23 protein-coding genes are annotated in these 25,769 nt (G+C 65.3%); 12 read left to right on the top strand and 11 right to left on the bottom strand.

The window, feature by feature from the left end:
- Positions 1-48: 48 nt before the first annotated feature.
- The 4 genes from metG to N3C64_RS04925 all read right to left on the bottom strand — a co-directional run bounded on the left by metG (position 49) and on the right by N3C64_RS04925 (position 4,286).
- Positions 49-1,758, bottom strand: coding sequence for a methionine--tRNA ligase (metG, locus tag N3C64_RS04940; protein ID WP_260012474.1), 1,710 nt, complete (start codon positions 1,756-1,758; stop codon positions 49-51).
- Between the two features lie 74 nt (positions 1,759-1,832).
- Entirely contained in the window at positions 1,833-2,477 is a 645-nt protein-coding gene (locus N3C64_RS04935; RefSeq protein WP_218628682.1) for an SDR family oxidoreductase, read from the bottom strand.
- Positions 2,478-2,568: 91 nt separating this feature from the next.
- Complete coding sequence (locus N3C64_RS04930; protein ID WP_260012472.1) at positions 2,569-3,000, bottom strand: DUF1178 family protein; 432 nt, start codon at positions 2,998-3,000, stop codon at positions 2,569-2,571.
- Between the two features lie 53 nt (positions 3,001-3,053).
- Complete coding sequence (locus tag N3C64_RS04925) at positions 3,054-4,286, bottom strand: 3-deoxy-D-manno-octulosonic acid transferase (protein ID WP_260012470.1); 1,233 nt, start codon at positions 4,284-4,286, stop codon at positions 3,054-3,056.
- 200 nt (positions 4,287-4,486) lie between these two features.
- Here N3C64_RS04925 and N3C64_RS04920 point away from each other — a divergent pair, with 200 nt between their 5' ends.
- Positions 4,487-6,082, top strand: coding sequence for a GMC family oxidoreductase (locus N3C64_RS04920; RefSeq protein WP_218628993.1), 1,596 nt, complete (start codon positions 4,487-4,489; stop codon positions 6,080-6,082).
- Positions 6,083-6,117: 35 nt separating this feature from the next.
- Here the strand turns inward: N3C64_RS04920 and N3C64_RS04915 are convergent, their stop codons facing one another.
- Positions 6,118-9,186 carry an efflux RND transporter permease subunit gene (locus tag N3C64_RS04915; protein ID WP_260012469.1) on the bottom strand — a complete coding sequence of 1,023 codons (3,069 nt, stop codon included), beginning with the start codon at positions 9,184-9,186 and terminating at the stop codon, positions 6,118-6,120.
- Positions 9,187-9,196: 10 nt separating this feature from the next.
- Complete coding sequence (locus tag N3C64_RS04910) at positions 9,197-10,291, bottom strand: efflux RND transporter periplasmic adaptor subunit (protein WP_260012466.1); 1,095 nt, start codon at positions 10,289-10,291, stop codon at positions 9,197-9,199.
- Positions 10,292-10,638: 347 nt separating this feature from the next.
- Here N3C64_RS04910 and N3C64_RS04905 point away from each other — a divergent pair, with 347 nt between their 5' ends.
- The 4 genes from N3C64_RS04905 (at position 10,639) to N3C64_RS04890 (ending at position 12,223) form a co-directional block, all read left to right on the top strand.
- Complete coding sequence (locus N3C64_RS04905) at positions 10,639-10,959, top strand: hypothetical protein (RefSeq protein ID WP_260012453.1); 321 nt, start codon at positions 10,639-10,641, stop codon at positions 10,957-10,959.
- Positions 10,960-11,017: 58 nt separating this feature from the next.
- On the top strand, positions 11,018-11,341 hold the full coding sequence (locus N3C64_RS04900; protein WP_260012451.1) for a hypothetical protein: 324 nt from the start codon (positions 11,018-11,020) through the stop codon (positions 11,339-11,341).
- Positions 11,342-11,472: 131 nt separating this feature from the next.
- A complete protein-coding gene (locus N3C64_RS04895) occupies positions 11,473-11,658 on the top strand; it encodes a CTP synthetase (protein WP_218628675.1) in 186 nt (61 codons plus the stop codon).
- Between the two features lie 73 nt (positions 11,659-11,731).
- The gene (locus N3C64_RS04890) at positions 11,732-12,223 is read left to right on the top strand and encodes a cytochrome b (RefSeq protein ID WP_260012449.1); all 492 of its coding nucleotides are present in this window, start codon (positions 11,732-11,734) and stop codon (positions 12,221-12,223) included.
- A 3-nt stretch (positions 12,224-12,226) separates the two neighbouring features.
- Here the strand turns inward: N3C64_RS04890 and N3C64_RS04885 are convergent, their stop codons facing one another.
- Positions 12,227-12,994 (bottom strand): alpha/beta fold hydrolase, encoded by a 768-nt coding sequence (locus N3C64_RS04885; protein WP_260012443.1) that lies wholly within the window; start codon positions 12,992-12,994, stop codon positions 12,227-12,229.
- A gap of 77 nt (positions 12,995-13,071) precedes the next feature.
- Here N3C64_RS04885 and N3C64_RS04880 point away from each other — a divergent pair, with 77 nt between their 5' ends.
- On the top strand, positions 13,072-13,437 hold the full coding sequence (locus N3C64_RS04880) for a hypothetical protein (RefSeq protein WP_260012440.1): 366 nt from the start codon (positions 13,072-13,074) through the stop codon (positions 13,435-13,437).
- 43 nt (positions 13,438-13,480) lie between these two features.
- Here the strand turns inward: N3C64_RS04880 and glyA are convergent, their stop codons facing one another.
- Positions 13,481-14,773: a serine hydroxymethyltransferase gene (glyA, locus tag N3C64_RS04875; RefSeq protein WP_218628671.1), complete on the bottom strand. Its 1,293-nt coding sequence runs from the start codon at positions 14,771-14,773 to the stop codon at positions 13,481-13,483.
- A gap of 168 nt (positions 14,774-14,941) precedes the next feature.
- On the opposite strand from glyA, the gene N3C64_RS04870 reads away from it, so the two are divergent.
- Entirely contained in the window at positions 14,942-15,703 is a 762-nt protein-coding gene (locus tag N3C64_RS04870; RefSeq protein WP_218628670.1) for an NAD kinase, read from the top strand.
- A gap of 49 nt (positions 15,704-15,752) precedes the next feature.
- Here N3C64_RS04870 and N3C64_RS04865 read toward each other — a convergent pair whose 3' ends face one another.
- Together N3C64_RS04865 and N3C64_RS04860 are read right to left on the bottom strand one after the other, a co-directional pair.
- A complete protein-coding gene (locus tag N3C64_RS04865; RefSeq protein WP_260012436.1) occupies positions 15,753-17,648 on the bottom strand; it encodes a propionyl-CoA synthetase in 1,896 nt (631 codons plus the stop codon).
- A 229-nt stretch (positions 17,649-17,877) separates the two neighbouring features.
- On the bottom strand, positions 17,878-20,154 hold the full coding sequence (locus tag N3C64_RS04860; protein ID WP_260012433.1) for an NADP-dependent malic enzyme: 2,277 nt from the start codon (positions 20,152-20,154) through the stop codon (positions 17,878-17,880).
- Positions 20,155-20,335: 181 nt separating this feature from the next.
- Between N3C64_RS04860 and N3C64_RS04855 the strand changes: the two genes are divergently transcribed.
- From N3C64_RS04855 to N3C64_RS04835, 5 genes are all read left to right on the top strand, one after another.
- Positions 20,336-20,728: a cytidine deaminase gene (locus N3C64_RS04855; RefSeq protein ID WP_260012431.1), complete on the top strand. Its 393-nt coding sequence runs from the start codon at positions 20,336-20,338 to the stop codon at positions 20,726-20,728.
- A complete protein-coding gene (locus N3C64_RS04850; protein ID WP_260012429.1) occupies positions 20,728-22,050 on the top strand; it encodes a thymidine phosphorylase in 1,323 nt (440 codons plus the stop codon). The genes N3C64_RS04855 and N3C64_RS04850 overlap by 1 nt, the downstream gene beginning before the upstream one ends.
- A complete protein-coding gene (locus N3C64_RS04845; protein WP_260012427.1) occupies positions 22,047-23,270 on the top strand; it encodes a phosphopentomutase in 1,224 nt (407 codons plus the stop codon). The genes N3C64_RS04850 and N3C64_RS04845 overlap by 4 nt, the downstream gene beginning before the upstream one ends.
- A gap of 16 nt (positions 23,271-23,286) precedes the next feature.
- On the top strand, positions 23,287-23,919 hold the full coding sequence (upp, locus tag N3C64_RS04840; protein WP_218628664.1) for a uracil phosphoribosyltransferase: 633 nt from the start codon (positions 23,287-23,289) through the stop codon (positions 23,917-23,919).
- A 196-nt stretch (positions 23,920-24,115) separates the two neighbouring features.
- The gene (locus N3C64_RS04835) at positions 24,116-24,646 is read left to right on the top strand and encodes an SPOR domain-containing protein (protein ID WP_260012424.1); all 531 of its coding nucleotides are present in this window, start codon (positions 24,116-24,118) and stop codon (positions 24,644-24,646) included.
- 1 nt (position 24,647) lies between these two features.
- On the opposite strand, the gene N3C64_RS04830 is transcribed toward N3C64_RS04835, so the two are convergent.
- Positions 24,648-25,661, bottom strand: a complete 1,014-nt coding sequence (locus N3C64_RS04830) for a hypothetical protein (RefSeq protein ID WP_260012418.1) — start codon at positions 25,659-25,661, stop codon at positions 24,648-24,650.
- Positions 25,662-25,769: the final 108 nt, after the last annotated feature.

The raw sequence follows: 25,769 nt of genomic DNA, 5'->3' as shown, positions 1-25,769 counted from the left end.
AAGGGGGCGGGGCAAAAAGCAAGGGGGCCGCGTGGCCCCCTTGCTCGATCACTCGCGCTTGCCGGCGAAACGGACCTGCCAGTCCTCGCGTTCCTCATCCGTGATCTTGCGGAAGAGAACTTCGGGCGTGGTGAAGGCATGGCCTGCGGGCAGGGCCTCAAGCGCGGCGCGCACATCGGTGGGCCAGCAGCGATCCTCGGTCTGCATGGCAGCAAGCATCGTGTCGGTTGCGTCCGGGATGAAGGGCGCGGAAAGCACCGCGTAAAGCCGGATCAGGTTCAGCGCGAGGCGCGCCTGCGCTGCGGCCTGCTCGGGCTCGGTCTTGAAGACGGTCCAGGGCGCGGCCGATTGCAGGTATTCGTTGCCCGCCACCCAGATCGCGCGCAATTCGGTCGCGGCCTTGCGGACCTCCTTGTCGTCCATGTGGCGCTCATACTCGCGCACGCGGGTGGTGAGTTCCACGATCAGCGCCTCTTCGCGTTCGCCCCAGGTGCCGCCCTCGGGCAGGGCCTCGCCGAATTTCGAGCGGGTGAACTTGGTGATGCGGCTGACGAAGTTGCCCAGAACGTCCGCCAGATCCTTGTTCACCGAGGTCTGGAAGTTCTCCCAGGTGAATTCGCTGTCGGCGCTTTCGGGGGCGTGGCTCAGCAGCCACCAGCGCCAGTAGTCCGAGGGCAGGATTTCGAGCGCCTGATCCATGAACACGCCGCGCCCGCGCGAGGTCGAGAACTGGCCGCCGTCATAGTTCAGGTAGTTGAACGACTTGATGTAATCGACCAGCTTCCAGGGCTCGTCCGAGCCAAGGATCGTCGCCGGGAACGAGAGCGTGTGGAAGGGCACGTTATCCTTGCCCATGAACTGGGTGTAGGTCACATCTTCGGCGCCCTTGTCGGTGCGCCACCAGCGCGCCCAGTCACCGCCGGTCTTGTCAGCCCATTCCTGCGTTGCAGCGATATATTCGATGGGGGCGTCGAACCAGACGTAGAAGACCTTGCCCTCCATGCCTTGCCACGGCGCGCCGTCGAATTGCGCGGGCACGCCCCAGCTGAGGTCGCGGGTGATGCCGCGGTCTTGCAGCCCGTCACCGTCATTGAGCCATTTCTTGGCGATAGAGGTGGTCAGCACCGGCCAGTCGGCCTTGCTGTCGATCCATTCGGAAAGCTTGTCCTTCATCGCCGACTGGCGCAGGAACAGGTGCTTCGTCTCGCGCATCTCAAGCTCGGTCGAGCCCGAGATCACCGAATGCGGGTTGATCAGATCGACCGGGTCAAGCTGCTTGGTGCAATTGTCGCACTGATCGCCGCGCGCGCTTTCATAGCCGCAGTTCGGGCAGGTGCCCTCGATATAGCGGTCGGGCAGGAAGCGGCCATCGGCCACCGAATACATCTGCTTTTCGGTGACTTCGCGGATCAGCCCGTTCTCGGCCAGAACGCGGGCGAAATGCTGGGTCAGCGCGCGGTTCTGCGCGCTGGACGAGCGCCCGAAGTGATCGAAGGACAGGCGGAAGCCGCGCGCGATCTCGGCCTGCACGTCATGCATCTCGGCGCAATAGTCGGCGACATCCTTGCCCGCCTTGGCGGCGGCGAGCTCGGCCGGGGTGCCGTGCTCGTCGGTGGCACAGATGTACATCACCTCATGCCCACGCCCGCGCAGATAGCGCGCGAACAGGTCGGCCGGCAACTGCGAGCCCACAAGGTTGCCCAGGTGTTTGATGCCGTTGATATAGGGAATTGCCGAGGTGATCAGATGGCGCGCCATTTTCCCGTCCTTTTACCGGTTTTGCGGGGGTTTAGCGCGCTTGGGCGGCCAAGGCCAGAGGCTTCACGGCCCGCTCAGAACGGAATCTGGGTTCCGTCGTAGCTCTCGAAGCATCCCGTCGTGGAAATGTCGAGGGCGGCGAGGCGCGCCGCAAGGCCGCTCACGGATTGCGCCAGGCTGATCTCGGCGCCGGGGCCGCCCATGTCGGTCTTGACCCAGCCGGGGTGATAGATGCCGACCGCGATGCCCTCGGCGCGCAGATCGGTGGCCAGGTTGCGCCCGAGGTTGAGCGCGGCGGCCTTCGAGGCGCGGTAGATATAGCTGCCGCCCGGCGCACGCTCGTCCGAGCCCATCGCCGAGGAGATGATCGCGATCTTGCCCTTGGCGGCGCGCAGGTTGGGCAGCAGGCTCTGGATCGTCAGGAAGACGCCGGTGACATTGGTCGCGAAGGACTGCGACCAGAGCGCGGTGCGATAGCCCGTGTCCAGCGTCTGGCCCTTGTCGGAGTAGATCCCGGCGTTGCACACGAGCAGATCGATCGGCAGCCCGTTCAGCCGCAGCGCAAGCGCCTGATGGCTTTGGGGAAGCGTGACATCCAGCGGCAGCAAATCGCCCGAGGGATTGCGCGCGGTGCCGAAGGCAGCCTTTCCGATATCGCGGTAATGCTCCAGCAGAGCGGCGCCGATGCCGCGGCTTGCTCCGGTGATCAGAACGCTCATTACAGTTGCTCCCCTGTGCCGGCCGCATGGTGATTTCCTCCGAAGATGACGCAATCGCTCGGAGGTTCAAGTCAAATCATAGGGTTGCAGGTCAGTTCGTCTTGCGGCGTGGCAGGAAGGGCAGGGGCGCAACGGGGATGCCGTCCTCCAGCAGGGCCTTGGCCTCCTCTAGCTTCGCCTCGCCATGGATGGCGCGCTCGGGCGCGTCGCCGTCATACATCGCGCGCGCCTCGGCGGCGAAGTTCATCCCGACATAGTCCGAGTTTTCCTCGACATGGCGGCGCATGGCCGCCAGCGCCTGCTCGACCTCGCCCTGCGGTGCGGATAGTGGTGCCTCGGGCTTTTCGGCGGCCTTGCGGGCGGGCTGAACCGAGGGTGCCATCAGCGCCTTGGAGACCTTGGAAGATCCGCAGACCGAGCACGCAACCATGCCCGCGGCCAGAAGCTTGTCGAAAGCCTCGGCCGACTGGAACCAGCTGTCAAAGCTGTGATCGGTCTCGCATTTCAGCGTGTAGCGGATCATTGGGCACCTATCGCTATAGGCTACCACATAAGGGATGGGGGCACGAATGCAAGCTAGCCCTGCGCCGAGCCGATCCGCCCGAGCACGCTTTGCGCCAGCCGCGTAGCGCCGTCGGTCGTGCTTAGCGCGCCAAGCGCAGCGGTGGCGGCCTGCGCCATCTGGGCTTGTCGTGCGGCATCCAGGCTGACCAGCGTATCGGCAAGGGTGTCGGGCGTGATCAGAATGGCAGCGCCTGCGGTATCGAGCGCTGCGAAGGCCTCGGCATGGTTCGCGATATCGGGGCCGTGCAGCAGGGCGCAGCCATAGGCCGCGGGCTCGAACGGGGTATGGCCGCCCTTGGGGGCCAGCGTGCCGCCGATCAGGCAGATGCCCGCGCTCGCGTACCAATTGGCCATCTCGCCCATCGTATCGGCCAGATAGACCGGCTGCACCGGGGCCCCGCCTTTCGATCGTTGCGCGTAGGGCAGCCCGGCGACCTCGATCGCGCGGGCGACCTCGGCGGCGCGGCGGGGGTGACGCGGTGCGATGATCAGGCGCAGTGCCGGGTTCAGCGCGCGGGCCTTGGCGAAGGCGGCCAGGGCGATCTCTTCCTCGCCCTCATGGGTCGAGGCCGCCAGCACGGTCGCCGCGCGCGGCCAGTCGAGGCGTTCGCGCGGGGGCGGGGCCGCGACGGCGGTTTTCAGGTTCAGCCGCGCCAGCGTGTTGCGGGCCGGGAGGCCGAGCGCGCGGAACTCGGCCTCGCTCGCGGCATCCTGCGCCGAAAGTGCGGTCAGCGACTTCATCAGGCGCGGTCCCAGCCCGATCTTGCGCCAGCGCCGCGCCGAGCGGGCCGAGATACGCGCACCCACCGCGATGATCGGCACGCCGCGCTGCGCCGTCAGGGTCAGGCGGTTCGGCCACAGCTCATTCTCGACCACGATCAGTGCCTCGGGCTGAAAGCGCCCCAAAAACCGCTTCAGCATCCAGCGCGCATCGAGCGGCGCAAGCCGCGCCGAGACGCGGGGCAGCCCCCATCCCTGCGCGAGCGTGCGCGCGGTAACGGTGTTCGTGGTGATCAGGATCGCACTGTGCGACTGCGCCAGCATCGCCTCGACCAGAGGCTTGGCCGAGGCCAGTTCCCCGTTCGAGGCGGCATGCAGCCAGATCGCCCGCGTGGGGCTGTCGGGGCCGCCCCCCAGACGCTCGTTCAGGTCCGAAAGGCTCTCCTGACCGCGCAGCACGCGCCAGACCAGCCGCATCAGCAGCAGCGGCAGGGCAAGGGCAAGAAGCAAGCGATACAGAAACATCGGGTCCGGGGCCTTTGGGTCGCGCCATAATGCGAGGGGGCGGGGGGGATGCAAGGGGGCGCGGCCCATGCTGCGCCTGCATTCGCCCGGTTCTGCAATGGGTGTTTTGCATTATTGTGTGTATGGGGTGCGGTTGCCAACGCGTTATCCATTGTAAAAGTCAAAGCGTCGTCGCTTGACGGATGCGACCGGGGGAAGCGATGGAGCGTTACGATTACATCGTCGTAGGGGCCGGCAGCGCGGGTTGCGTGCTGGCAAATCGCCTGTCCGAGGATCCGCGCAACCGTGTCTTGCTGCTCGAGGCGGGGGGTAAGGACAATTACCATTGGGTGCACATCCCGGTGGGCTATCTTTACTGCATCGGCAATCCGCGCACCGACTGGGGTTTCAAGACCGAGGCAGACCCGGGCCTGAACGGCCGTTCGCTGATCTATCCGCGCGGGCGGATCCTGGGCGGGTGCTCGTCGATCAATGGCATGATCTACATGCGCGGGCAGGCCCGCGACTATGATCATTGGGCGCAGCTTGGCTGTAGCGGCTGGGGCTGGGACGACATCCTGCCGCTGTTTCGCGCACAGGAGGATTTCTACCGCGGCGCGTCGGATCTGCATGGCGCGGGCGGCGCGATCCGGGTTGAGGAGGCGCGCGTGCGCTGGGATGTGCTCGACGCCTTTCTTGCGGCGGCCGAGCAGGCCGGCATTCCGCGCACCGACGATTTCAACCGGGGTGATAATGAGGGCGGCGGGTATTTCCATGTCACGCAGCGGCGCGGCTGGCGCTGGTCGGCCTCAAGCGCGTTCCTCAAGCCCGCGCTTGGCCGCCCGAACCTGCGCGTCATCACCGAGGCGCAGGTCGAACGCCTGCTGATCAGCGAGGGACGCGTGACGGGGGTGCGCTACCAGCGTGACAACGCGCCTTATGAGGTTGAGGCAGGCGAGGTTGTGCTGGCGGCAGGCGCCATCGGCTCGCCGCAGATCCTTGAGCTGTCCGGTATCGGGCGCGGCGATGTGCTGGCAGCGAACGGTATCGCGCCGGTGGCCGAGGTCGAGGGCGTGGGCGAGAACCTGCAAGACCATCTGCAACTGCGCCTGATCTTCAAGGTGAACGGGGTCAAGACGCTCAATACCATGGCGAATTCGCTGTTCGGCAAGGCGATGATCGGGGCAGAATATGCGCTCTTTCGCTCGGGCCCGATGTCGATGTCGCCGAGCCAGGCGGGGATCTTTACCCGCTCCTTCCCCGAGAAGGAGACGGCGGATCTGGAATACCACCTCCAGCCGGTCAGTCTGGATAAGTTCGGCGATGCGGTGCACCCCTTCCCGGCGATGACGGCCAGCGTGTGTAACCTGCGCCCCGAAAGCCGTGGCCATGTCCATCTGCGCGGCCCGGATTTCCGCACGGCGCCGGTGATTGCGCCGAACTACCTGAGCACCGAGGGCGACCGCCGCGTCGCTGCCCGCGCGATCAGCCTGACGCGCGAGATTGCAATGCAGCCCGCATTTGCCCGGTTCTCGCCCGAGGAATACAAGCCCGGTCCCGACTACCGCACCGAGGAAGACCTCGTGCGCGCGGCGGGAGAGATCGGCACCACCATCTTCCACCCGGTGGGCACCTGTCGCATGGGCTCGGACACGGGTGCGGTGGTCGATCCGCGCCTGCGGCTGAAGGCACTGCGGGGGCTGCGCATCGCCGATGCCTCGGTGATGCCGACGATCACCTCGGGCAACACCAATGCGCCCGTGATGATGATCGCCGAGAAGGCCGCGCAGATGATGCTTGAGGATGCGAAAGGCTGAAAGGAAAAGGGCGGGGAGTTCCCCGCCCTTCGTCCTTATCCTGCCGCGATGCGCTTTTCGCGCGCCGTGCGCATGGCTTTGTCGGAGGGCGCGATGAAGCTGTAGAACATCGGCACCACGAACAGCGTGAACATCGTGCCGATGATCAGCCCGGAGAACATAACGATCCCCATGGCCTGACGCGCTGCAGCGCCTGCCCCCTCGGCGATGACCAGCGGGATCACCGCAAGCGCCATCGCGGCGGTGGTCATCAGGATCGGGCGCAGTCGGGTGCGTGCGGCGGCGACGATGGCCGCGCGGCGGGTGGCGCCGTGCTCCTCGCGCTGCTGGTTGGCGAATTCGACCATCAGGATGCCATGCTTGGTGATCAGCCCGACCAGCGTGATCAGACCCACTTGGCTGTAGATGTTCAGCGTTCCAAGCCCGAGGTTGAGCGGCAGAACTGCACCGAAAATGGTCAGCGGCACCGACATCATGATGATGAACGGGTCGCGCAGGCTCTCGAACTGGGCCGCCAGCACCAGGTAGATCACCAGCACCGCCGCGCCGAAGGCCAGCAGGATCGTGTTGCCCTGCGTGACCTCAAGCCGTGACTGGCCCGAATAGTCGAGGAAGAAGCCCTCGGGCATGGCCTCCTTGGCGATGCCGACGATCTCGGCCAGACCGTCGCCGGTTGAGACACCGGGCAGCGGCAGGGCCGAAAGCGTGGCAGAGTTGAGCTGGTTGAACTGCTCGATCGCGGCGGCGCGCACGCCGGTCTCGATCGTCACCACCGAGGATAGCGGCACCATGTCGCCCGCTGAGGCGCGCACGAAGTAGCTGCCAAGCTGTTCGGGGTTGGAGCGGAACTCCTGCGGGACCTGGGTGATGATGTCATAGCTGTTCGAATCGCGGTCGAACTGCGCGACCGAGCCGCCACCGACAAGCAGCCCCAGCGTGGTGCCGATATCCGAGACCGAAACGTTGAGCGAGGCCGCGCGATCGCGGTCGATCGTCACGCGCACCTCGGGGGCGTCGAAGCTGAGCGAGTTCTGCACGACGATGAACTTGCCGCTGGCTTGTGCCTTGAGGCGGATTTGCTCGGCCACCTCGGCCACGCGGTCCGCCGGATGGATCGATTGAAGCACGACCGAAATCGGCAGTCCGCCGCCCGAGCCGGGCAGGGTGGGCGGGGCGAAGGCAAAGCCCTGCAACCCGGTCGATTGATCCAGCGCGGCCTGAATCTCCGCCTGAATCTCGGCCTGCGAGCGGTCACGCTCGGACCAGTCCTTGAGCGCCCAGATATAGATCCCCTGCGCATCGTCCCCGCCGAAGCCGGCGACCGAGAACTTTGTGCGCACCTCGGGGATACTGTCGGTCAGCGCGCCAACCTCCTCGATATATTTCGAGGTGTAATCCGAGGTCGCGTAGCGCGGCCCGTTCAGGATCGCGAAAAGCGCGCCCTGATCCTCGTCTGGGGCAAGCTCGGTCGAGGTGTTGATGAACATGAAACCCATCACGCCGACAAGAACGCTGACCACCAGCACGGTGATCGAGCGATAGCTGAGCGAGCCGTCCACGCGGCGCTCGTACCAGCCGGCGATGCGCTCGAAAGTGCGATCCACCCAGGCTTGAAAGCCCTTGGCGTGCCCCGAGGTCAGGATGCGGCCCGACATCATCGGCGTGATGGTCAGCGCGATCACACCCGACAGGATCACCGATCCGGCGAGGGTGAAGGCGAATTCCTTGAACAGCGCGCCGGTCAGCCCGCCGGTAAAGGCCAGCGGGGAAAGCACGGCGGCCAGCGTGATGGTCATGGCGATCACGGGGCCGGTGATTTCCTTCATCCCCTGCACGGCGGCGGGGATCGGCTTCATGCCGTCCTCGATGTGGCGGTGGATGTTCTCGACCACGACGATGGCGTCATCGACCACAAGTCCGATGGCCAGCACCATGGCCAGCAGCGTCAGCAGGTTGATTGAATAGCCAAGCGCCAGCAGCACGGCCATCACACCGATGAGCGACAGCGGAATGGTGACCAGCGGCATCAGCACCGAGCGTACCGAGCCGAGGAACAGCAAGATCACGATGACCACGATCACGACGGCCTCGCCGATGGTCTTGAACACTTCCTCGATCGAAGCCGAGATGGTCTCGGTCGAGTCGTAGACCAGCTCGATCTCCATCCCCTCGGGCAGGGTGTCGTTGATCGCGGGCAATTCGGCCACGACGGCGGCGGCCGTATCGAGCGGGTTGGCAGAGGGCGTCGGGTAGATGCCGATGAAGGTGCCGCCCTGACCGTCGAAGGTCACGATTTCGCCCTCGCCATCCGAGGCCAGTTCGACCTGCGCCACATCGCGGAGCCGCACGACCGCATCGCCATCCGCGCGGATCGGCAGGGCGCCGAAGGCCTCGGGGGTTTGCAGGGTCGATTTCAGCGTGATCGACTGCGTGAAGTATTCATTCTCGGTCTTGCCCGGGGCCGAAAGGAAGTTCGACGCCTGGATCGCGCCCAGAACCTCGGCGGCGGTCACGCCGCGCGCGGCCAGCTTGTTGGGGTCGATCCAGACCCGCATGGCGTAGTTCGAGGCGCCGATCACCTCGATTTCGGCCACACCGGGGATGGTGGACATCTGCGGCCGGATGACGCGCTCGAGGTATTCGGTCAACTGCTCGGCGGTCATGTTCGGGTTGATCGCCGCAAGATACATCAGCGCGAAGGCCTGGCCCGTGCCCTTGACGATGACCGGATCCTCGGCATCCGAGGGCAGCACGCTGCGCACCTGCTGCACCTTGGCCAGAACCTCGGTCAAGGCCACGTCAGGATTGGCGCCCAGCTTCATGTTCACCGACACGACCGATGCCGAAGGGCGCGAAGAGGAGGTCACATAGTCGATATTCTCGGTCGTCGCGACCGCAGCCGCGATGGGCGCGGTGATGAAGCCCTGGATAAGCTCGGGCGCGGCGCCGGGGTAGACGGTGGTGATCGTCACCACGGTTTCGTCCACCTCGGGGTATTGACGCACGGGCAGGGTGAAGAACGCCTGAATGCCCAACAGCAGCATGAAGGCGCCGACCACGGTCGAAAGCACGGGCCGGCGAATGAAGATCTCGGTGAAATGCATCGTGCGCCTCTCAGTTGCCGGCCGGGGCGTCGGCCAGCGTGACCGGCGCGCCCGAGCTGAGGCGGTTCTGCCCGGCGTTGACGACCTTGTCGCCGACGGCAAGCCCCTCCGAGATCTCGACCAGATCGGCACTGCGCCGACCCAGTTTTACGAAGACCTGACGCACGACCAGCGACGGCTCGGCGCCCTCGGTCTGCTCCGCGCGCACGACGAAGACGGAATCGCCGTAGAGGGTTGAGGAAACCACCGTCTGCGGCAGGGCGATCACGCCATCCTCGGCCGGAAGGTCGACACGCACCTGAAGGAACTGGCCCGGCGTCAGCTGATCGGCCGCGTTGGGCACGTCCGCGCGGATCGTCACGAGGCGCGAGTTCGGGTCGATCTTGGGCTCGATCCCCACGACAGAGCCGGTCAGGGTCAGATCGCCGACTTCCGAGGTTACGGTGACCGGAAGCCCGGCCTTGACCATCCCGGCCTGCTGCTCCGACAGCGAGAAATCGACACGCATATGGCTGCGATCCTGCAAGGTCGCATAGGTGGTTCCGGCGGTGACGAACTGGCCGATCTCGATCTGCGGGATGCCGATGGTGCCGCCGAACGGGGCGGTCAGCTGCTTGGTCTCAAGCGCGGCCGCCAGCTTGGCGACGTTGGAGCGGGCCGCGATTGCCTCGGCCTCGGCAGTGTCGAGCGTGGTCGTGGCCGAAACGCCGCGCTCTAGCAGTTCCTGCGCGCGCTTGAGCGTGATCTCGGCCAGATTCAGCGCGGCCTTGGCGGCGTCCAGATCTGCGCGCTCCTCTCGGTCATCGATCTGAACCAGAACCTGCCCCTTCTCGACCCGATCGTTGGCGGCAAACCGAACCTCACGCACCACGCCCGCGGCTTCCACGGCCAGATCGGTGCCCTGCGCGGCATTGGCGGTGCCGATGGCCGCGATCCCAGGCATCCAGTTTATCGGCACAACCTCGGTCACGGTCACCGGCAGCGGCGCCGGCGCCATGGTGGCAAAGAACTGCGCGATCATTTTCGAGCGGAAAAGGTTGAAACCGACGATCCCGCCACCGACGAGACCAAGCAGCAAAATGGCGATGATAAGGCGCTTGATCATGAGAACTCCGGAACGCGCAGTGTCTATTGGCTTGCCGTAAGGGCAGGAAAATTTCTGAACGAGTGAGTTCAGAATGGGGCTGAAAAGTCAATTACCATTAGGTCAGGATTTGGTGGAGAGAGATCGGAAATCAAGCACGATAGCCAGCACGGTCTGTGCCTGAGCGCACAAAGGGGATTGGCGACTGAGGTTTTTGCAACACCATCGAGCGGTCGAAGCAAGGGAGCCATGCGTTTTTCGCCCTTCCTACGGCGCCGGAATGCACCCATAAACGCTTGGGAATGCGATCTGATTTTGTTTCGGGGCGCGAAATGGCCGGTTCGCACCGGTACAACAGAAAGCTTCGAATGTTCTTTGACCCACTCTCCCCGTTCTCGCTGACCCTTCAGGCCGCCCGCATCGGAGTGGAGGCGCAGACCATCATCGCGCTGCGACTGGCGGGGATGGCAGGGCTCTGGGGAACGCCCAATTCCGAAGTGCTGCGGATGATCGCCGAAAAGCCGCAAGCCACCGCCGAGGCCGTCGAGGCGGCAACCTGCGCGGTGCTGCGCGGCGAAGGGGCGGGCAAGGCGATGCAGGCCGGAATGCGCGAAATCGGCCGTTACACCTCTAGCAACCTCGCCCGGTTGAGCGAGATGGGTCCGGCTTTCGCGCCTGACCGCGATTAACATTCCGGTTAAGGCTTCATTAACCTCGATCCGGCAGCATACCCCAAACGGAGGGCTTATGCGGCGCGTGTCTATCTGGATCCTGGCCATGGTGCTTGTGGGGGGCTGCGGAGCCTCGCCCGCGCCGCGGTTCTTTGGCGCCGCGCGCCACGAAGTGATGGCGCAGGGGCTACGCTACGCGGTCTTCGCCAAGGGTGACGCGGTCGAGGTGATCCGCCTGGATACCATCAAACGGCAGCATCACGACCGGGCACGGGCAGGGCTGATCGAAGCAGCGGAATCGGTCACCGGCTGCCGGGTCGCGGGGCCGCTTGGCGGATATGCGCGTTCGCCCTCTCTGCCCGGGGACAGCGGCGAGGCGCGCTACCTGATGGATTGTTAAGCACTTGATATCGCGGTGCGCCTGCGACCGACTGCCGCGGACGACCAGTCAGTGCAGCTGACTCAGATCAAAGTTCGCATGCACGAAACGTGATTCATCAATATATGAAACGCGCGCTTATGGAGGCTCTTATGTTCCGTCTTTTCGGCATTATCTATGCTCTCGCCGGACCCACGCTTGCCGGCATCATCATCACCGCCGCGCTGACGATGAACAAGTTCGACACGATGACGATGATCTATTCGGCCGCGATCGGCTTTGTCGTTGCCGTTCCCATCGCATGGATCATCGCGAAGCAGATCAACGAGAACGCTTGACCAGCGCCGGAACTCCCGGCCTGCTCCGTTCAATGATCGACCGGCATTATGCCCGTGAATGGAGGCGACTCAAATGGCTGAGGTAAAAGGCTATTCCGCGACGCAGATCGCGTTGCACTGGATCGTAGCGCTGCTGATCGCGGCGCAGTTCCTGCTGAATGACGCGATTGGCGACGCATTCCGCGCGGCCACACGCGGCGAGGAAGTGGGCTTCAATCCGCTTGTCGCGGCGCATGTCTTTGGCGGCATCGCGATCTTTGTTCTGGTTCTGTGGCGGCTCGTGCTGCGCAAGACCCGTGGCGCGCCACCGCCGCCCGCCGAAGAGGCGCCGCCGCTTCAACTGCTGGCGAAGCTGACACATGGCGGGCTTTATCTGCTGATGATCGTTCTGGTGCCCGCCGGCGGCGCGGCCTGGTTTCTTGGCAGCCGCGGCGCGGCCGAAGTGCATGAGGCGCTGACCGGCGTTCTGTTCGTGCTGATCGGCCTGCATGTGGTCGGCGCGCTTTATCATCAGTTCGTCCTCAAGACGAACCTGATGGAGCGGATGAAGCGTCCGGAGGCCTGATCCTCAACCGAGGAAGGCGGCCACGACGGCTTCAAAGGCGCGGGGTTGTTCGGCGTGCAGCCAATGCCCCGCGTTCTCGATCTGCGCGAACTCGGCCTGCGGGAATTGCGCCAGAATGGCGGGGTGATACTCGGGCTTGACGTAATTCGACAAGGCCCCAGACACGAACAGTGCCGGGCCTTCGAAAATACCCGAGGTGCCCGGCCAGCCGAGGATCGTGTCCATCTCGGCGCCCAGAATATCGAGGTTCAGCTTCCAGCGCGGCGGCGTCGCCTTGAGATCGAGCGATTGCAGCAGGAAGGCGCGGGTTGCGGGATCGGGGATCGCTTGGGCCAGCCGCTTGTCGGCCTCGGAGCGTAGCGTGAGATCCTCGACATGCAGAACCTTCATCGCCTGTTGCAGCGCCAGATGCGCGGGGCCGTGGCTGTAGTTGACCGGCGCCATATCGGCAACGACCAGTTTGCGCACCATCTCGGGCCGGGTCAGCGCCAGTTGCATCGCGGCCTTGCCGCCCATCGAATGCCCAAGCACATCGGCGCGCCCGCCGTGCTCGTCGATCACATGCGCGAGGTCGGCGGCCATATCCTCGTAGGTGTGGCTTTCCGTCCAGTAGCTGTCGCCATGGTTACGTTGATCCACGGCGATAACTTCGCGGTCCGCCGAGAGATGCTTTGCGATCACGCCCCAGTTGCGCGCCGAGCCGTAAAGCCCATGCACGATCAGAAGCGGCGGGTGCTCGGTCGGCGAGCCATGAATCTGCAGGTTCAACATATGTCTTTGCTAACCCGAACGCGTGGCCTCTTCCAGAGGTCTTGTCGCGGGGTTAGCCTGAGCGGGAAGGGGATCAGATGACGCCAGCACAGGTCCAGACCATGATCGCGCATATCTCCGAGCTTCTGGCCGACCGGCTGGGGGCGACGGGGCATAGCCTGTCGCAGCGGCTCGACAGCCGCGCACGGGCGCTGCCGCGCCGTATCCGGCAGGCGGTGCGTGTTCTGGCGACGGCCGAGGGGGTGGCGGCCTCGCCCAAGATGGTGCGCCATCTCGACCTCGATGCGCTTCAGACCGCCTATGACACCAGCGCGCATTATCTGGAGCATCTGAACGCCGGGCGGCGTTTCTGGGGGCGGGCGCGCGATGCGATCACCTCGACGGTTTTTGGGGTTGTGCTGATGGCGGCGGCGCTTGGTGCGCTGGCGCTGTGGCTGAAATAAAAAGGGCCCCGGAAGGGGCCCTTTCGGAATCTGATCGCTTCGATCACATGCCCGGATAGAGCGGGAACTTGGCGCAGAGTTCGGCCACTTCCTTGCGGACCTCGGCCTCGACCGCGTCGTTGTTCTCTTCGCCATTGGCGGCGAGACCATCGACGACCTTGATGATCATGCGGCCGATCTGGCGGAACTCGGCCTCGCCGAAGCCGCGGGTGGTGCCCGCCGGGGTGCCCAGACGGATGCCCGAGGTCACGGTCGGCTTTTCCGGGTCGAACGGGATGCCGTTCTTGTTGCAGGTGATATGCGCGCGGCCAAGCGCCTTGTCGGTCGCGTTCCCCTTCACGCCTTTCGGGCGCAGGTCCACCAGCATCACGTGGGTGTCGGTGCCGCCGGTGACGATGTCGAGGCCACCCTTCATCAGCTCATCCGCCAGCGCCTGCGCGTTGGCGATGACCTGCTTGGCGTAGACCTTGAACTCGGGGCGCAGGGCCTCGCCGAAGGCGACGGCCTTGGCGGCGATAACGTGCATCAGCGGACCGCCCTGGATGCCCGGGAAGATGGCCGAGTTGACCTTCTTCGCAATCTCTTCGCTGTTGGTCAGGATCATGCCGCCGCGCGGGCCGCGCAGGGTCTTGTGGGTGGTGGTGGTGGCCACATCCGCATAGGGGAAGGGCGAGGGATGCGCGCCGCCAGCCACGAGGCCCGCAAAGTGCGCCATGTCCACCATCAGGAAGGCGCCGACCGAATCCGCGATTTCACGGAACTTGGCGAAGTCGATCTGGCGCGGAATGGCCGAGCCGCCCGCGATGATCAGCTTGGGCTGGTGTTCCTTGGCGAGGGCGGCGACCTCATCGTAATCGATGCGGTTGTCCTGCTGGCGCACGCCATATTGCACGGCGTTGAACCACTTGCCCGACTGGTTCGGGGCCGCGCCGTGGGTCAGGTGACCGCCCGAGGCGAGGTTCATGCCCAGAATGGTGTCGCCGGGCTTCAGAAGCGCGTTGAACACGCCCTGGTTCGCCTGCGAGCCCGAGTTCGGCTGCACGTTGGCGAATTCACAGCCGAACAGCGCCTTCGCGCGGTCGATGGCCAGGTTTTCCGCCACGTCCACGAACTGGCAGCCGCCGTAGTAACGCTTGCCCGGATAGCCCTCGGCGTATTTGTTGGTCATCACCGAGCCCTGGGCCTCCATCACCGCCTTCGAGACGATGTTTTCGGAAGCGATCAGCTCGATCTCGTCGCGCTGGCGGCCAAGCTCGTCGGTGATCGAGTTGAACAGCTCCGGGTCACGGGTGGCGAGGCTTTCGGTGAAGAAGCCGGCATCGCGTTGATCGGTCATGGACGTCTCCTATGGGGAAGTTTGCCGGTCGTTTATCGCAGAAAGAAAGGCTTCGGAAGCGTCCAAAGCGACCAAAAGCCATTTTGGCGCGGCAATTTGGGGCGGCATTGGTGCTTGTGTTTCCGATCGTCGCTTGTCACACCTTTTCCAGAAACAGGGAAAACGCGCGTGAACAGGCCCAACCACATCCATTTCGCCGCATCGAACAGCGAGATCGCGCAAGAGGCGCTGGTCGAACTGACCGGGCGCTACGGGCAGGTGCCGCGCTATGCGGCCGATGTGATCGTGGCTTTGGGCGGCGACGGGTTCATGCTCCAGACCCTGCATGCGGGCACGGGGCTGCCGGTTTACGGGATGAACCGCGGCACGGTGGGCTTTCTGATGAACGATTACGCCCCTGATGAGCTGCCTGACCGGCTGGCCGCCGCCGAAGAGGCGGTGATCCACCCGCTTGCGATGCGCGCGGTCACGGTGGATGGTGTCGTGCATGAGGAGCTGGCAATCAATGAGGTTGCGCTGCTGCGCGCGGGCCCGCAGGCGGCCAAGCTGAAGATCTCGATCAACGGCAAGGTGCGGATGGACGAGCTGGTTTGCGATGGTGCGATCCTATCGACCCCCGCCGGGTCCACGGCCTACAACTACTCGGCCTATGGTCCGATCCTGCCCATCGGTTCCGAAGTGCTTGCACTGACCGGCATCGCCTCGTTCCGGCCACGGCGCTGGCGCGGCGCGATCCTGCCCGCTTCGGCGGTGGTGCGGTTCGATGTGCTTGAGCCCGACAAGCGCCCGGTGATGGCGGATGCGGATTCGCGTTCGGTCAAGCCGGTGAAATCGGTCGAAATCCGTTCCGAACCCAAGGTCGCCCACCGTATCCTGTTCGATCCGGGGCACGGGCTGGAAGAGCGCCTGATGCGCGAACAATTCGCCTGACAGTCCAGGCAAATGCAAAGGGGGCCGATGATCGGCCCCCTTCTTCGTCTTACTTCGCTGCCGGGAAGCCGAGGGCTTTCAGCGCCTCGGTGATCTCGTCTAGGATCGCCGGATCGTCGATCGTCGCGGGCATCTTGTAGTCTTCGCCATCGGCAATCTTGACCATGGTCGCACGCAGGATCTTGCCCGAGCGGGTCTTGGGCAGGCGATCCACAACGGTGGCCAGCTTGAAGGCCGCAACCGGGCCGATCTGGTCACGCACGAGGCCCACGCATTCCTTGACGATGGTCTTGTGGTCGCGATCGCAGCCCTTGTTGAGGCACAGGAAGCCAAGCGGCTGCTGGCCCTTGAGGTCGTCGGCAATACCGATCACCGCGCATTCGGCGACATCGGGGTGCGAGGCCAGAACCTCTTCCATCGCGCCGGTCGAGAGGCGGTGGCCCGCGACGTTGATGACGTCATCGGTGCGCGCCATGATGTAGAGGTAGCCGTCCTCGTCCATGTAGCCCGCGTCGCCCGTCTCGTAGTAACCGGGGAAATGCTCGAGGTAGCTCTTCTTGAAGCGCGGCTCGGCGTTCCACAGCGTGGGCAGCGTGCCCGGAGGCAGCGGCAGCTTGATCGCGATGGCGCCCAGCTCGCCCGCCTTGAGCGGATGGCCGCCCTCGTCGAGGACCTGCACGTCATAGCCCGGCATCGGCACCGAGGGCGAACCCACCTTGGTCGGCAGCACTTCAAGCCCGATCGGGTTCGCGGCGATAGCCCAGCCGGTCTCGGTCTGCCACCAGTGGTCGACCACCGGCACGCCGAGGTGCTGCTGCGCCCATTTCACGGTGTCGGGGTCGGCGCGCTCGCCGGCCAGGAACAGGGCCTGAAGGTCATGCAGCTTGTAGCGCTTGATCCACTCGCCGGTCGGGTCTTCGCGCTTGATCGCGCGCAGCGCGGTGGGGGCGGTGAAGAACGACTTGATGCGGTGGTTCTGGATGATGCGCCAGAAGACGCCCGGATGCGGCGTGCCGACCGGCTTGCCTTCGAAGACGACGGTGGTCGCACCGGCGATCAGCGGGCCGTAGCAGATGTAGGAGTGACCCACGACCCAACCCACGTCCGAGGCGGCCCAGAAGCGGTCGCCCGCCTCGATGTTGTAGATCGCCTTCATCGTCCAGTTCAGCGCGACAAGGTGCCCGCCGGTGTGGCGCACGACGCCCTTGGGCTGGCCCGTGGTGCCCGAGGTGTAGAGGATATAGGCGGGGTGGTTGCCCTCGACCGGAACGCAGTCGGCGGGCTTCACGCCATACTGGAAGCCGTGCCAGTTGAAGTCGCGGCCCTCGATCAGCTTGGCCACTTCCTGCTCGCGCTGGAAGATGACGCAGAACTCGGGCTTGTGCTGGGCCTGTTCGATCGCCGAGTCGAGCAGCGGCTTGTAGTGCACCACGCGGTTCGGCTCGAGCCCGCAGGAAGCCGCGATGATTGCCTTGGGTTTGCAGTCGTCGATACGCACCGCAAGTTCGTTCGCGGCAAAGCCGCCAAACACGACCGAGTGGATCGCGCCAAGGCGCGCACAGGCCAGCATCGCTTCCAGCGCTTCGGGGATCATCGGCATGTAGATGATGACGCGGTCACCTTTCTCGACGCCGCGCATCCGCAGCGCGCCCGCCAGCGAGGCCACGCGGGTTTGCAGTTCCTTGTAGGTGATGCCCTTGGTCGAATGGGTGATCGGGCTTTCGTGCTGGATTGCGATCTGATCGCCGCGACCCGCCAGCACATGGCGGTCAACCGCGTTCCAGCAGGTGTTGACCATGCCGTCCGAGAACCACTCGTAGAGCGGAGCGTTCTCGGCGAACAGTGCCTTCGAGGGTTGCTCGACCCAGTCGATGCCCTCGGCTGCCTGCATCCAGAACCCGTTCGGGTCGGCCTTCCAGGCAGAGTAGATCTCTTTGTATCCCATAGTATGCCTCCTCCAAGCTTGAGAGCTTGTTAGGCAGCCTGAAAGATTCGAGCAAGAATGTTACCGCCCGTCATAATGTGAAGGTGAAAAAAATTTGCAGAATCGTGCCGATTCAGGTGGCAAATTTTTGCAAAGCCGTTTTATCTATGCAGACGTGTGTGTGTCTGGTGGCGGCTTTGCAAATTTGCGAAGTTTGCAGGGCGGGCGGATGTCTCCGCCCGTCCCTGTGTCAGCTGTAATGCGCGACCGGTGTACCGGCGATGGCGGACATGTTCAGCAGGCCGCGCGCGGTGATCGAAGGCGTAACGATATGCGCTTTGTTGCCCATGCCCATCAGAAGCGGGCCAACCTCAAGCCCGCCGGCCTTGGCCTTGAGGATGTTGCGCACGCCAGAGGCCGCGTCGGTATTGGCGAAGACCAGAACATTGGCGGTGCCTTGCAGGCGGCTGTCGGGCAGCAGGCGACCCCGGATGGCGGGATCGAGCGCGGCGTCCAGGTGCATTTCGCCCTCATAGATGAAATCGGGCTCGGCTGCGTCGAGCATCTCAAGCGCGGCGCGCATCCGGCGGGCCGAGTCGGTGTCGAGGTTGCCGAACTGGCTGTGCGAGCACAGCGCGATCTTGGGCGTCAGGCCGAAGCGGCGCACATGACGCGCGGCGCCCATCACGGTTTCGGTGATCTCCGCCGGGGTCGGCTCGTGGTGCACATGGGTGTCGGCGATGAACAGCGGCCCGTCCTCAAGGATCATCAGGCTGAGCGCGCCGACCGGGTGCAGCCCGTCATGCGCCAGCACCTGGCTGATGTAGTTGAGGTGCCACAGATACTGCCCGAAGGTGCCGCAGATCATGCTGTCGGCGTCGCCGCGATGGACCGCGACCGCGCCGATGGCGGTGGTGTTGGTGCGCATGATCGCGCGCGCCAGATCGGGCGTCACGCCGCGCCGCGCCATCAGATGGTGGTAGGTTTCCCAGTAATCGCGGTAGCGCGGATCGTTCTCGGGGTTCACGATCTCTAGCTCCGAGAGCTTGAGCGGCAGGCCGGCGCGTTCGCAGCGGCGCTCGATGACCTCCGGGCGACCGATCAGGATCGGGCGGTCGGTGGTTTCCTCCATCATCGCATTCGCGGCGCGCAGGACGCGTTCGTCCTCGCCCTCGGTGAAGAGGATGCGGCGCGTCGCCGTGGCAGCGGCCTCGAAGACCGGGCGCATGAGCAGGGCCGACTTGAAGACCGAACCATCGAGCTTGCGCTTGTAGGCCGACAGATCCTCGATCGGGCGGGTGGCGACGCCGGTCTCCATCGCGGCCTTGGCCACGGCCGAGGCCACGACGCCGATCAGGCGCGGGTCGAACGGCTTCGGGATCAGGTAATCCGCACCGAAGGTCAGCTTTTCGCCGCGATAGGCGGCGGCGGCTTCGGCCGAGGTGGTGGCGCGGGCAAGCGCCGCGATCCCCTCGATACAGGCCAGCTGCATCTCGTCGTTGATGGTCGTCGCGCCCACGTCCAATGCGCCCCGGAAGATGAAGGGGAAGCACAGCACGTTATTGACCTGGTTGGGGAAGTCCGAACGCCCCGTGGCGATGATCGCCTCGGGGGCAACTTCGCGCACCTGGTCGGGCAGGATCTCGGGGGTGGGGTTGGCCAGCGCGAAGATGATCGGGCGATCGCTCATCTTGGCGACCATCTCCTTGGTCAGCACGCCGGGGCCGGAGAGGCCCAGGAACATGTCAGCGCCCTCGGCTACCTGGTCGAGCGTGCGCAGATCGGTCGCCTGGGCATAGGCGGCCTTTTGCGGGTTCATGTCCACTTCGCGGCCTTCGTACACGAGGCCGTGGATGTCGCACAGCCAGACGTTCTCGCGCTTGACGCCCAGCTTGAGCAGCATGTTGAGGCAGGCGATGCCAGCCGCACCGCCGCCGGTCGAGACGATCTTGATCTCGTCGAACTTCTTGCCCGCGATCCGCAGCGCGTTGGTCGCCGCCGCGCCCACCACGATGGCGGTGCCGTGCTGGTCGTCGTGGAAGACCGGAATATTCATCCGCTCGCGGCAGATCTTTTCGACGATGAAGCAGTCGGGGGCCTTGATGTCCTCAAGGTTGATCGCGCCGAAGGAGGGTTCCATCGCGCAGACGATCTCGGCCAGCTTTTCGGGATCGGGCTGGTCCAGTTCGATATCGAAGCAGTCGATATTGGCGAACTTCTTGAACAGGACGGCCTTGCCCTCCATGACGGGCTTGGAGGCCAGCGCGCCGATATTGCCAAGGCCCAGTACGGCCGTGCCGTTGGTGACCACGGCAACAAGGTTTCCGCGTGCGGTGTAGCGGGCCGCCGTGGCCGGATCGGCCTTGATCTCAAGGCAGGCCTCGGCAACGCCCGGAGAGTAGGCAAGACTCAGGTCGCGGCCGTTGGCCAGCGGCTTGGTCGCCCGGATTTCCAGTTTTCCGGGTTTGGGGTACTCGTGGTAGTCCAGCGCGGGATGGCGTCCCGCTTCGTGTCTTGCGTCGGTCATCAAAGCCTCCCATGGAATTGGTTTAGCCTTAAACTATTTTTTGACGTAGGGGAATAGGCTGGTAGCGCCATCACCATGGCGTGTGGCTGTGTGGGCTGTATCCCGCTTGCATCGCGCCCGCGCAGGGCGCAGGATCGGGAAAACTGAACCGCTTGGACAAATCATGCAGGAGGGAAGGCCGATGTCGCTTCTGGAGGCCGCGCGCGAAGTGCGCGAGAACGCCTACGCGCCCTATTCGCGCTTCAAGGTCGGTGCGGCGGTGCGCGGGCGCTCGGGCACGATCTATAAGGGCGTGAACGTCGAGAATGTGGCCTATCCCGAAGGCACCTGCGCCGAGGCTGGCGCGATTGCCGCGATGATTGCGGCGGGCGAGACCGAGCTGATCGAAGTTGCCGTCATCGCAGACAGCCCCGCGCCGGTGCCGCCCTGTGGCGGCTGCCGTCAGAAACTGGCCGAGTTCGGACGTTCTGACGTTCCGGTGACGCTGGCCACGACCGAGGGCGCACGGCTCGATACCACGATCGGCGAATTGCTGCCCGGTCGCTTCGATGTGAGCCATATGGACAAGTGCTGATGGACGCGCGTTCGGTCATCTTGGCGGTGCGCGATGGCAAGGGCCTCGCGCCCGAGGCGGCGGGCTGGTTTGCGCGTGGGCTGGCGGATGGGTCGGTCTCGGATGCGCAGGCCGGGGCCTTCGCCATGGCCGTGCTGCTGCGCGGGATCGGCACCGATGGCCGGGTGGCGCTGACCGAGGCGATGCGCGACTCGGGGCAAGTCATGACCTGGGATCTGCCCGGCCCGGTGGTGGACAAGCACTCGACCGGCGGGATCGGCGATTCCGTCTCGCTGCTGCTGGCGCCAGCGCTGGCGGCCTGCGGGGTCTATGTGCCGATGATCTCGGGGCGCGGGCTGGGGCACACCGGCGGAACGCTCGACAAGATGGAGGCGATCCCGGGCTATCGCGCGCTGCCGGGGATCGAGGCCCTGCGCCAGGTGGTCAAGGACGTGGGCTGCGCCATCGTTGGCGCGACGGACGAAATCGCCCCCGCCGACCGCCGCCTTTATGGCATTCGCGACATTTCGGGCACCGTCGAGTCGATCGATCTGATCACAGCCTCGATCCTGTCGAAGAAGTTGGCGGCAGGGCTTGGTGCGCTGGTGCTTGACGTGAAGGTGGGTTCGGGCGCGTTCATGGAGGATATCGAGGATGCCCGCGCGCTGGCGCAAAGCCTTGTGCGGACGGCGAATGACGCGGGCTGCCATACCTCGGCGCTGATCACCGACATGAGCCAGAGCCTCGGCCATTCCGCCGGCAACGCGCTGGAGGTGATCGAGGTGATGGAAACGCTGACGGGCACCTCGGTGAACGAGGCGCTGTGGGATGTGACCTCGGCGCTTGGCGGCGAGGTGCTGACGCTGGCGGGCAAGGCCGCCAATCTCGACGAGGGCGCGGCGCTGATCGACCATGCGCTGGAATCGGGTCGCGCGGCCGAGATCTTCGGGCGTATGGTTGGCGCGCTTGGTGGGCCGATGGATTTCGTCGAACGTTACCCCGACCGGCTGCCTTCGGCCCCGGTGTTCCGTATCGTTCCCAGTCCGCGTGACGGCTACGTCGCCCGCGTCAATGTGCGGGCACTGGGGGAGGCCGTCGTGCATCTGGGTGGTGGGCGGCTGGTGGGCACTGATCGCGTGAACCCCTCGGTCGGGCTGTCGGGTCTTGCCGTCATCGGCGAGGAGATGCAGCACGGCGAACCTATCGCAATGGTTCACGCCAGCACTGACGACAAGGCGGACGCCGCTGTGCAGGCCGTTCTGGCCGCCTATGAGCTGACCAGCAAGATGCCGGACGAGCCGCCGCTCATCCACGAACGCATCGGCCCGGAGGATGTGGTATGACGCGCGCTTTCCTGATCGTGATGGACAGCGTGGGTATCGGTGGGGCGCCCGATGCTGCGGGTTTCTTCAACGAAGGCCGCCCCGATACCGGCGCCAACACCGTGGGCCATATCGCGCAGGCCTGTGCTGCAGGGCGTGCCGATCTGGGGCGCACCGGGCCGCTGAACCTTCCCGCGCTCGATGCGCTCGGCCTCGGGGCGGCGGTCGAGCTTGCCTCGGGCCTCAAGGCGCCGGGGCTTGGTGCGCTGCCCAAGGGCATCTGGGGCGCCGCGACCGAGGTGTCGAAGGGCAAGGATACCCCCTCGGGGCATTGGGAACTGGCGGGCGTTCCGGTGCCGTGGGATTGGCACTATTTCACCGAGATGGAGAACAGCTTTCCTCCGGATCTGATCGCGCAGGTGGCCCGAGCGGCCGGAACCGAGGGGATCCTGGGCAATTGCCACGCCCCCGGCACCGCGATCATAGAGCGCCTCGGGGCCGAGCATATGCGCTCGGGCTGGCCGATCTGCTATACCTCGGCCGACAGCGTGTTCCAGATCGCCGCGCATGAAGAGACCTTCGGCCTTGAGCGACTGCTGACGCTGTGCAAGGAACTCGCGCCCGCCTTGCACGCGATGAAGGTGGGCAGGGTCATCGCGCGGCCCTTCGTGGGTGCGCCGGGGCATTTCACCCGCACGCCGAACCGGCGTGACTTTGCCATAGCGCCGCCCGCGCCGACGTTGCTCGACTGGGCATTCGATGCCGGGCGAGTGACCCATGCGATCGGCAAGATCGGCGATATCTTCTCGCATCGCGGGGTCAGCCATCTGCACAAGGGCAAGGGCGACGCCGACCTGATGGAGCATCTGATCCGCCTGGCCGACGAGGCCGAGGAGGGCAGCCTGACCTTCGCCAATTTCGTCGAGTTCGACAGCCTCTATGGCCACCGCCGCGACATTGCCGGATACGCCCGCGCGCTGGAGTGGTTCGACGCGGGGGCTGCGCGCTTCATGGCGCGGCTGCGCCCGGGTGATCTGGCGATCTTCACCGCCGACCATGGCAACGACCCCAGTTGGACCGGCACCGACCACACGCGCGAACGTGTGCCCGTGCTGGCCTTCGGCCCCGGCCTTGCGCCGCGCTGCGTGGGGCAGGTCGGGTTTGCCGATCTGGGCGCCACGCTAGCCCATCATCTTGGCCTGACCGAACGCGGCGCGGGCCACAGCTTTCTGACCGAATGAGAATGGAACAAGGGACATGACCGACCATCTGACCGTCGTCACACATCCGCTGGTGCAGCACAAACTGACCCTCATGCGCGAGAAGGATACCTCGACCGCGTCCTTCCGCCGCCTGCTGCGCGAGATCAGCCTGCTTCTGGCCTATGAGATCACGCGCGAGATGGAGCTGACTTCGAAATGGATCGAGACGCCGCTGCAAGAGATGAAGGCTCCGATCCTTGAAGGCAAGAAGCTGGCGCTGGTGTCGATCCTGCGGGCGGGCAACGGGCTGCTCGACGGTATTCTGGAACTGATCCCCGCCGCGCGGGTGGGCTTCATCGGGCTTTACCGCGACCCCGAGACGCTCAAGCCCGTGCAGTATTACTGCAAGGTGCCCGCCGAGATCGAGGACCGGCTGGTGATCGTGGTCGATCCGATGCTGGCCACCGGCAACAGCTCGGTCGCGGCGATTGACCTGCTCAAGGAGAAGGGCGCCAAGAACATCCGCTTCCTGTGCCTGCTGGCCGCGCCCGAGGGCGTTGCCCGTATGAAGGAGGCTCATCCCGATGTGCCGATTGTCACTGCGGCGCTCGACGAGCGGCTGAACGATCACGGCTATATCGTGCCGGGTCTGGGCGATGCAGGCGACCGGATGTTCGGCACCAAGTAGTCCGGGCGGCTTTACTGTCCGGCCAAGCTGCGGCATCTTCCGGGGAAACCATAAGGGGGCAGAGATGAGGCTTGGGCGCGGGATTGCATCGGCGGCGATGGCGGCATTTTTCTGCAGTCCAGCGGCTTGGGCTCAAACCATCGGTCCGGCCGAACTGCCGCCACCGGGTTTCGTCGGGCGCCAATATGTCGACTCCATGGGCTGCGTCTTTTTGCTGGACGGCGCGGGGGGCGAGGCGAGATGGGTGGCGCGTGTGACGCGCGACGGGTTGCCGCTTTGCGGCTATCCGCCGAGCCCCAAGGTCGTGGAGATCGCCGAACCGCCCGTTCAGGCAGTGCCGCCTGCGGCCTTGCCCGAGCAGGAACTGACGCTGCCTGCGGCCCCGCCGGTGTTGGCGGAACCCGCGCCCGTCGAGGTCGCCAAGCCCGCGCCTGTGAAGACCGCCGAGCCGGTGATCGACGCACCGCGCCCCGCCAAGCCCTCCAAGAAGAAGACCTCTGTGCGCAAAGACCCGCTGGCGGGCAAATATGTGCAGGTCGGGGCTTTCGGAATTGCCCAGAACGCCGAGCGTGCCAAGGCGCGGCTGCACGCCCTCGGTCTGCCGGTCTCGACCCAGCAGGTCAGCGGGTTGACGATCGTCTTTGCCGGTCCGCTGGCGCCGGTGGAGCTGCAAGAGGCCCTGCGCGCCGTGCGCCGTGCCGGCTTCTCGGACGCTTATCTCCGCTAGATCAGTCGCAAATCTCTCGCAACGCGATCCATTGCGCGTCGTCCAGAACCGGGCGCGGGGCGGGGGCGCCCTTGAACGGGTCTGCCTCGATCACCGACAGCACGCTTTCGCCCGAGGGATCGAGCGAATAGGCATAGGGGGTTGAGGAAACGCCAGCCTGTGCGAAGGCCGCAAGCAAGCTGTCGGTATCCGGCATCACGGGCGGGTTCGCGAGCAACACCTGACCATAGCCGCGCAGCGCTGAATCGGGCAGATCGCCCGTGGTCAGCAGGCGAAAGGCCGCGCTCGCCCCGGCCCATTCGAGCAGTGTCAGCAGCGGATCCTCGCCAGCACTGGCTAGTTCTGCCGCGATGATATGTCCTGCGGCGACCTCGGGCGTGTCGAGGCCCGAGATCGTATCGCGCCCGATTGCCACGACCTTGCCCGGCAGACGCCGCGCACCTTTCAGGGCCTGCGGCAGAACCACGATCTCTTCGGGGCCAGAAAGCCGCGTTCTCAGGGCATTCAACGCTCGTCGTCCTTGCCCGGTTGAGCAGGGCATTCCGGTTAGCGTGGTCAACTCGGCCAGCACCTGATGCCCGATCTCGACGCGCTTGGCCTGCGGGGCGACCCGCGCGGCCTGTGCAATCAGCGCGCCGGGTAGCCAGAACACCGCCAGCAAACCCGCCAAGGCCAGCGTGCCCCCCGTCAGCCAGCCGCGCAGACGTCCCGGATGGGGACGGCGCGACTCGAGGATCGAGTGCACCCGCTCGATCGCCTCGACCATGGTCTCGTCGTCGATCTCAAGTTCCTCGCCCGGCTCGTCCGAGGGGGCGTAGATCGCGGGCAGCTTGCCGGGGTTGCGCCGCACCAGTGCGGGCAGCGACCAATGCGCCAGCGCCGTGACCGAGCGGTCATCCGCAATCACCAGCGTCGCGTCACCAAAGGACACGATCACCTCTTGGCGCTGTGCCTCGGGGCTTTCACGCCAGATGCCGGGCGCTTCGAGGCGCTCGTATTGCGGGAGTGCGGTCATTTGGACCTTTGAACTGCTCTTGTTTGGCGCAGGATAGCCTAACGCGCCCCGGGGTCAATTGCGGCAAGGGATGGGAAAAGGGGGGCGCTTGGCCCCCCTTTGCAACTT

Source organism: Sedimentimonas flavescens (assembly GCF_025154035.1).
GTDB lineage: Bacteria > Pseudomonadota > Alphaproteobacteria > Rhodobacterales > Rhodobacteraceae > Rhodobacter > Rhodobacter flavescens.
This window is presented reverse-complemented; position numbering and strand designations above follow the sequence as displayed.

What these genes read in the sequence shown, in the direction of transcription:
- metG (WP_260012474.1), bottom strand. Translation starts at nt 1,758, where the DNA reads ATGGCGCGCCATCTGATCACCTCGGCAATTCCCTATATCAACGGCATC.
- N3C64_RS04935 (WP_218628682.1), bottom strand. Translation starts at nt 2,477, where the DNA reads ATGAGCGTTCTGATCACCGGAGCAAGCCGCGGCATCGGCGCCGCTCTG.
- N3C64_RS04930 (WP_260012472.1), bottom strand. Translation starts at nt 3,000, where the DNA reads ATGATCCGCTACACGCTGAAATGCGAGACCGATCACAGCTTTGACAGC.
- N3C64_RS04925 (WP_260012470.1), bottom strand. Translation starts at nt 4,286, where the DNA reads ATGTTTCTGTATCGCTTGCTTCTTGCCCTTGCCCTGCCGCTGCTGCTG.
- N3C64_RS04920 (WP_218628993.1), top strand. Translation starts at nt 4,487, where the DNA reads ATGGAGCGTTACGATTACATCGTCGTAGGGGCCGGCAGCGCGGGTTGC.
- N3C64_RS04915 (WP_260012469.1), bottom strand. Translation starts at nt 9,186, where the DNA reads ATGCATTTCACCGAGATCTTCATTCGCCGGCCCGTGCTTTCGACCGTG.
- N3C64_RS04910 (WP_260012466.1), bottom strand. Translation starts at nt 10,291, where the DNA reads ATGATCAAGCGCCTTATCATCGCCATTTTGCTGCTTGGTCTCGTCGGT.
- N3C64_RS04905 (WP_260012453.1), top strand. Translation starts at nt 10,639, where the DNA reads ATGTTCTTTGACCCACTCTCCCCGTTCTCGCTGACCCTTCAGGCCGCC.
- N3C64_RS04900 (WP_260012451.1), top strand. Translation starts at nt 11,018, where the DNA reads ATGCGGCGCGTGTCTATCTGGATCCTGGCCATGGTGCTTGTGGGGGGC.
- N3C64_RS04895 (WP_218628675.1), top strand. Translation starts at nt 11,473, where the DNA reads ATGTTCCGTCTTTTCGGCATTATCTATGCTCTCGCCGGACCCACGCTT.
- N3C64_RS04890 (WP_260012449.1), top strand. Translation starts at nt 11,732, where the DNA reads ATGGCTGAGGTAAAAGGCTATTCCGCGACGCAGATCGCGTTGCACTGG.
- N3C64_RS04885 (WP_260012443.1), bottom strand. Translation starts at nt 12,994, where the DNA reads ATGTTGAACCTGCAGATTCATGGCTCGCCGACCGAGCACCCGCCGCTT.
- N3C64_RS04880 (WP_260012440.1), top strand. Translation starts at nt 13,072, where the DNA reads ATGACGCCAGCACAGGTCCAGACCATGATCGCGCATATCTCCGAGCTT.
- glyA (WP_218628671.1), bottom strand. Translation starts at nt 14,773, where the DNA reads ATGACCGATCAACGCGATGCCGGCTTCTTCACCGAAAGCCTCGCCACC.
- N3C64_RS04865 (WP_260012436.1), bottom strand. Translation starts at nt 17,648, where the DNA reads ATGGGATACAAAGAGATCTACTCTGCCTGGAAGGCCGACCCGAACGGG.
- N3C64_RS04860 (WP_260012433.1), bottom strand. Translation starts at nt 20,154, where the DNA reads ATGACCGACGCAAGACACGAAGCGGGACGCCATCCCGCGCTGGACTAC.
- N3C64_RS04855 (WP_260012431.1), top strand. Translation starts at nt 20,336, where the DNA reads ATGTCGCTTCTGGAGGCCGCGCGCGAAGTGCGCGAGAACGCCTACGCG.
- N3C64_RS04850 (WP_260012429.1), top strand. Translation starts at nt 20,728, where the DNA reads ATGGACGCGCGTTCGGTCATCTTGGCGGTGCGCGATGGCAAGGGCCTC.
- N3C64_RS04845 (WP_260012427.1), top strand. Translation starts at nt 22,047, where the DNA reads ATGACGCGCGCTTTCCTGATCGTGATGGACAGCGTGGGTATCGGTGGG.
- upp (WP_218628664.1), top strand. Translation starts at nt 23,287, where the DNA reads ATGACCGACCATCTGACCGTCGTCACACATCCGCTGGTGCAGCACAAA.
- N3C64_RS04835 (WP_260012424.1), top strand. Translation starts at nt 24,116, where the DNA reads ATGGGCTGCGTCTTTTTGCTGGACGGCGCGGGGGGCGAGGCGAGATGG.
- N3C64_RS04830 (WP_260012418.1), bottom strand. Translation starts at nt 25,661, where the DNA reads ATGACCGCACTCCCGCAATACGAGCGCCTCGAAGCGCCCGGCATCTGG.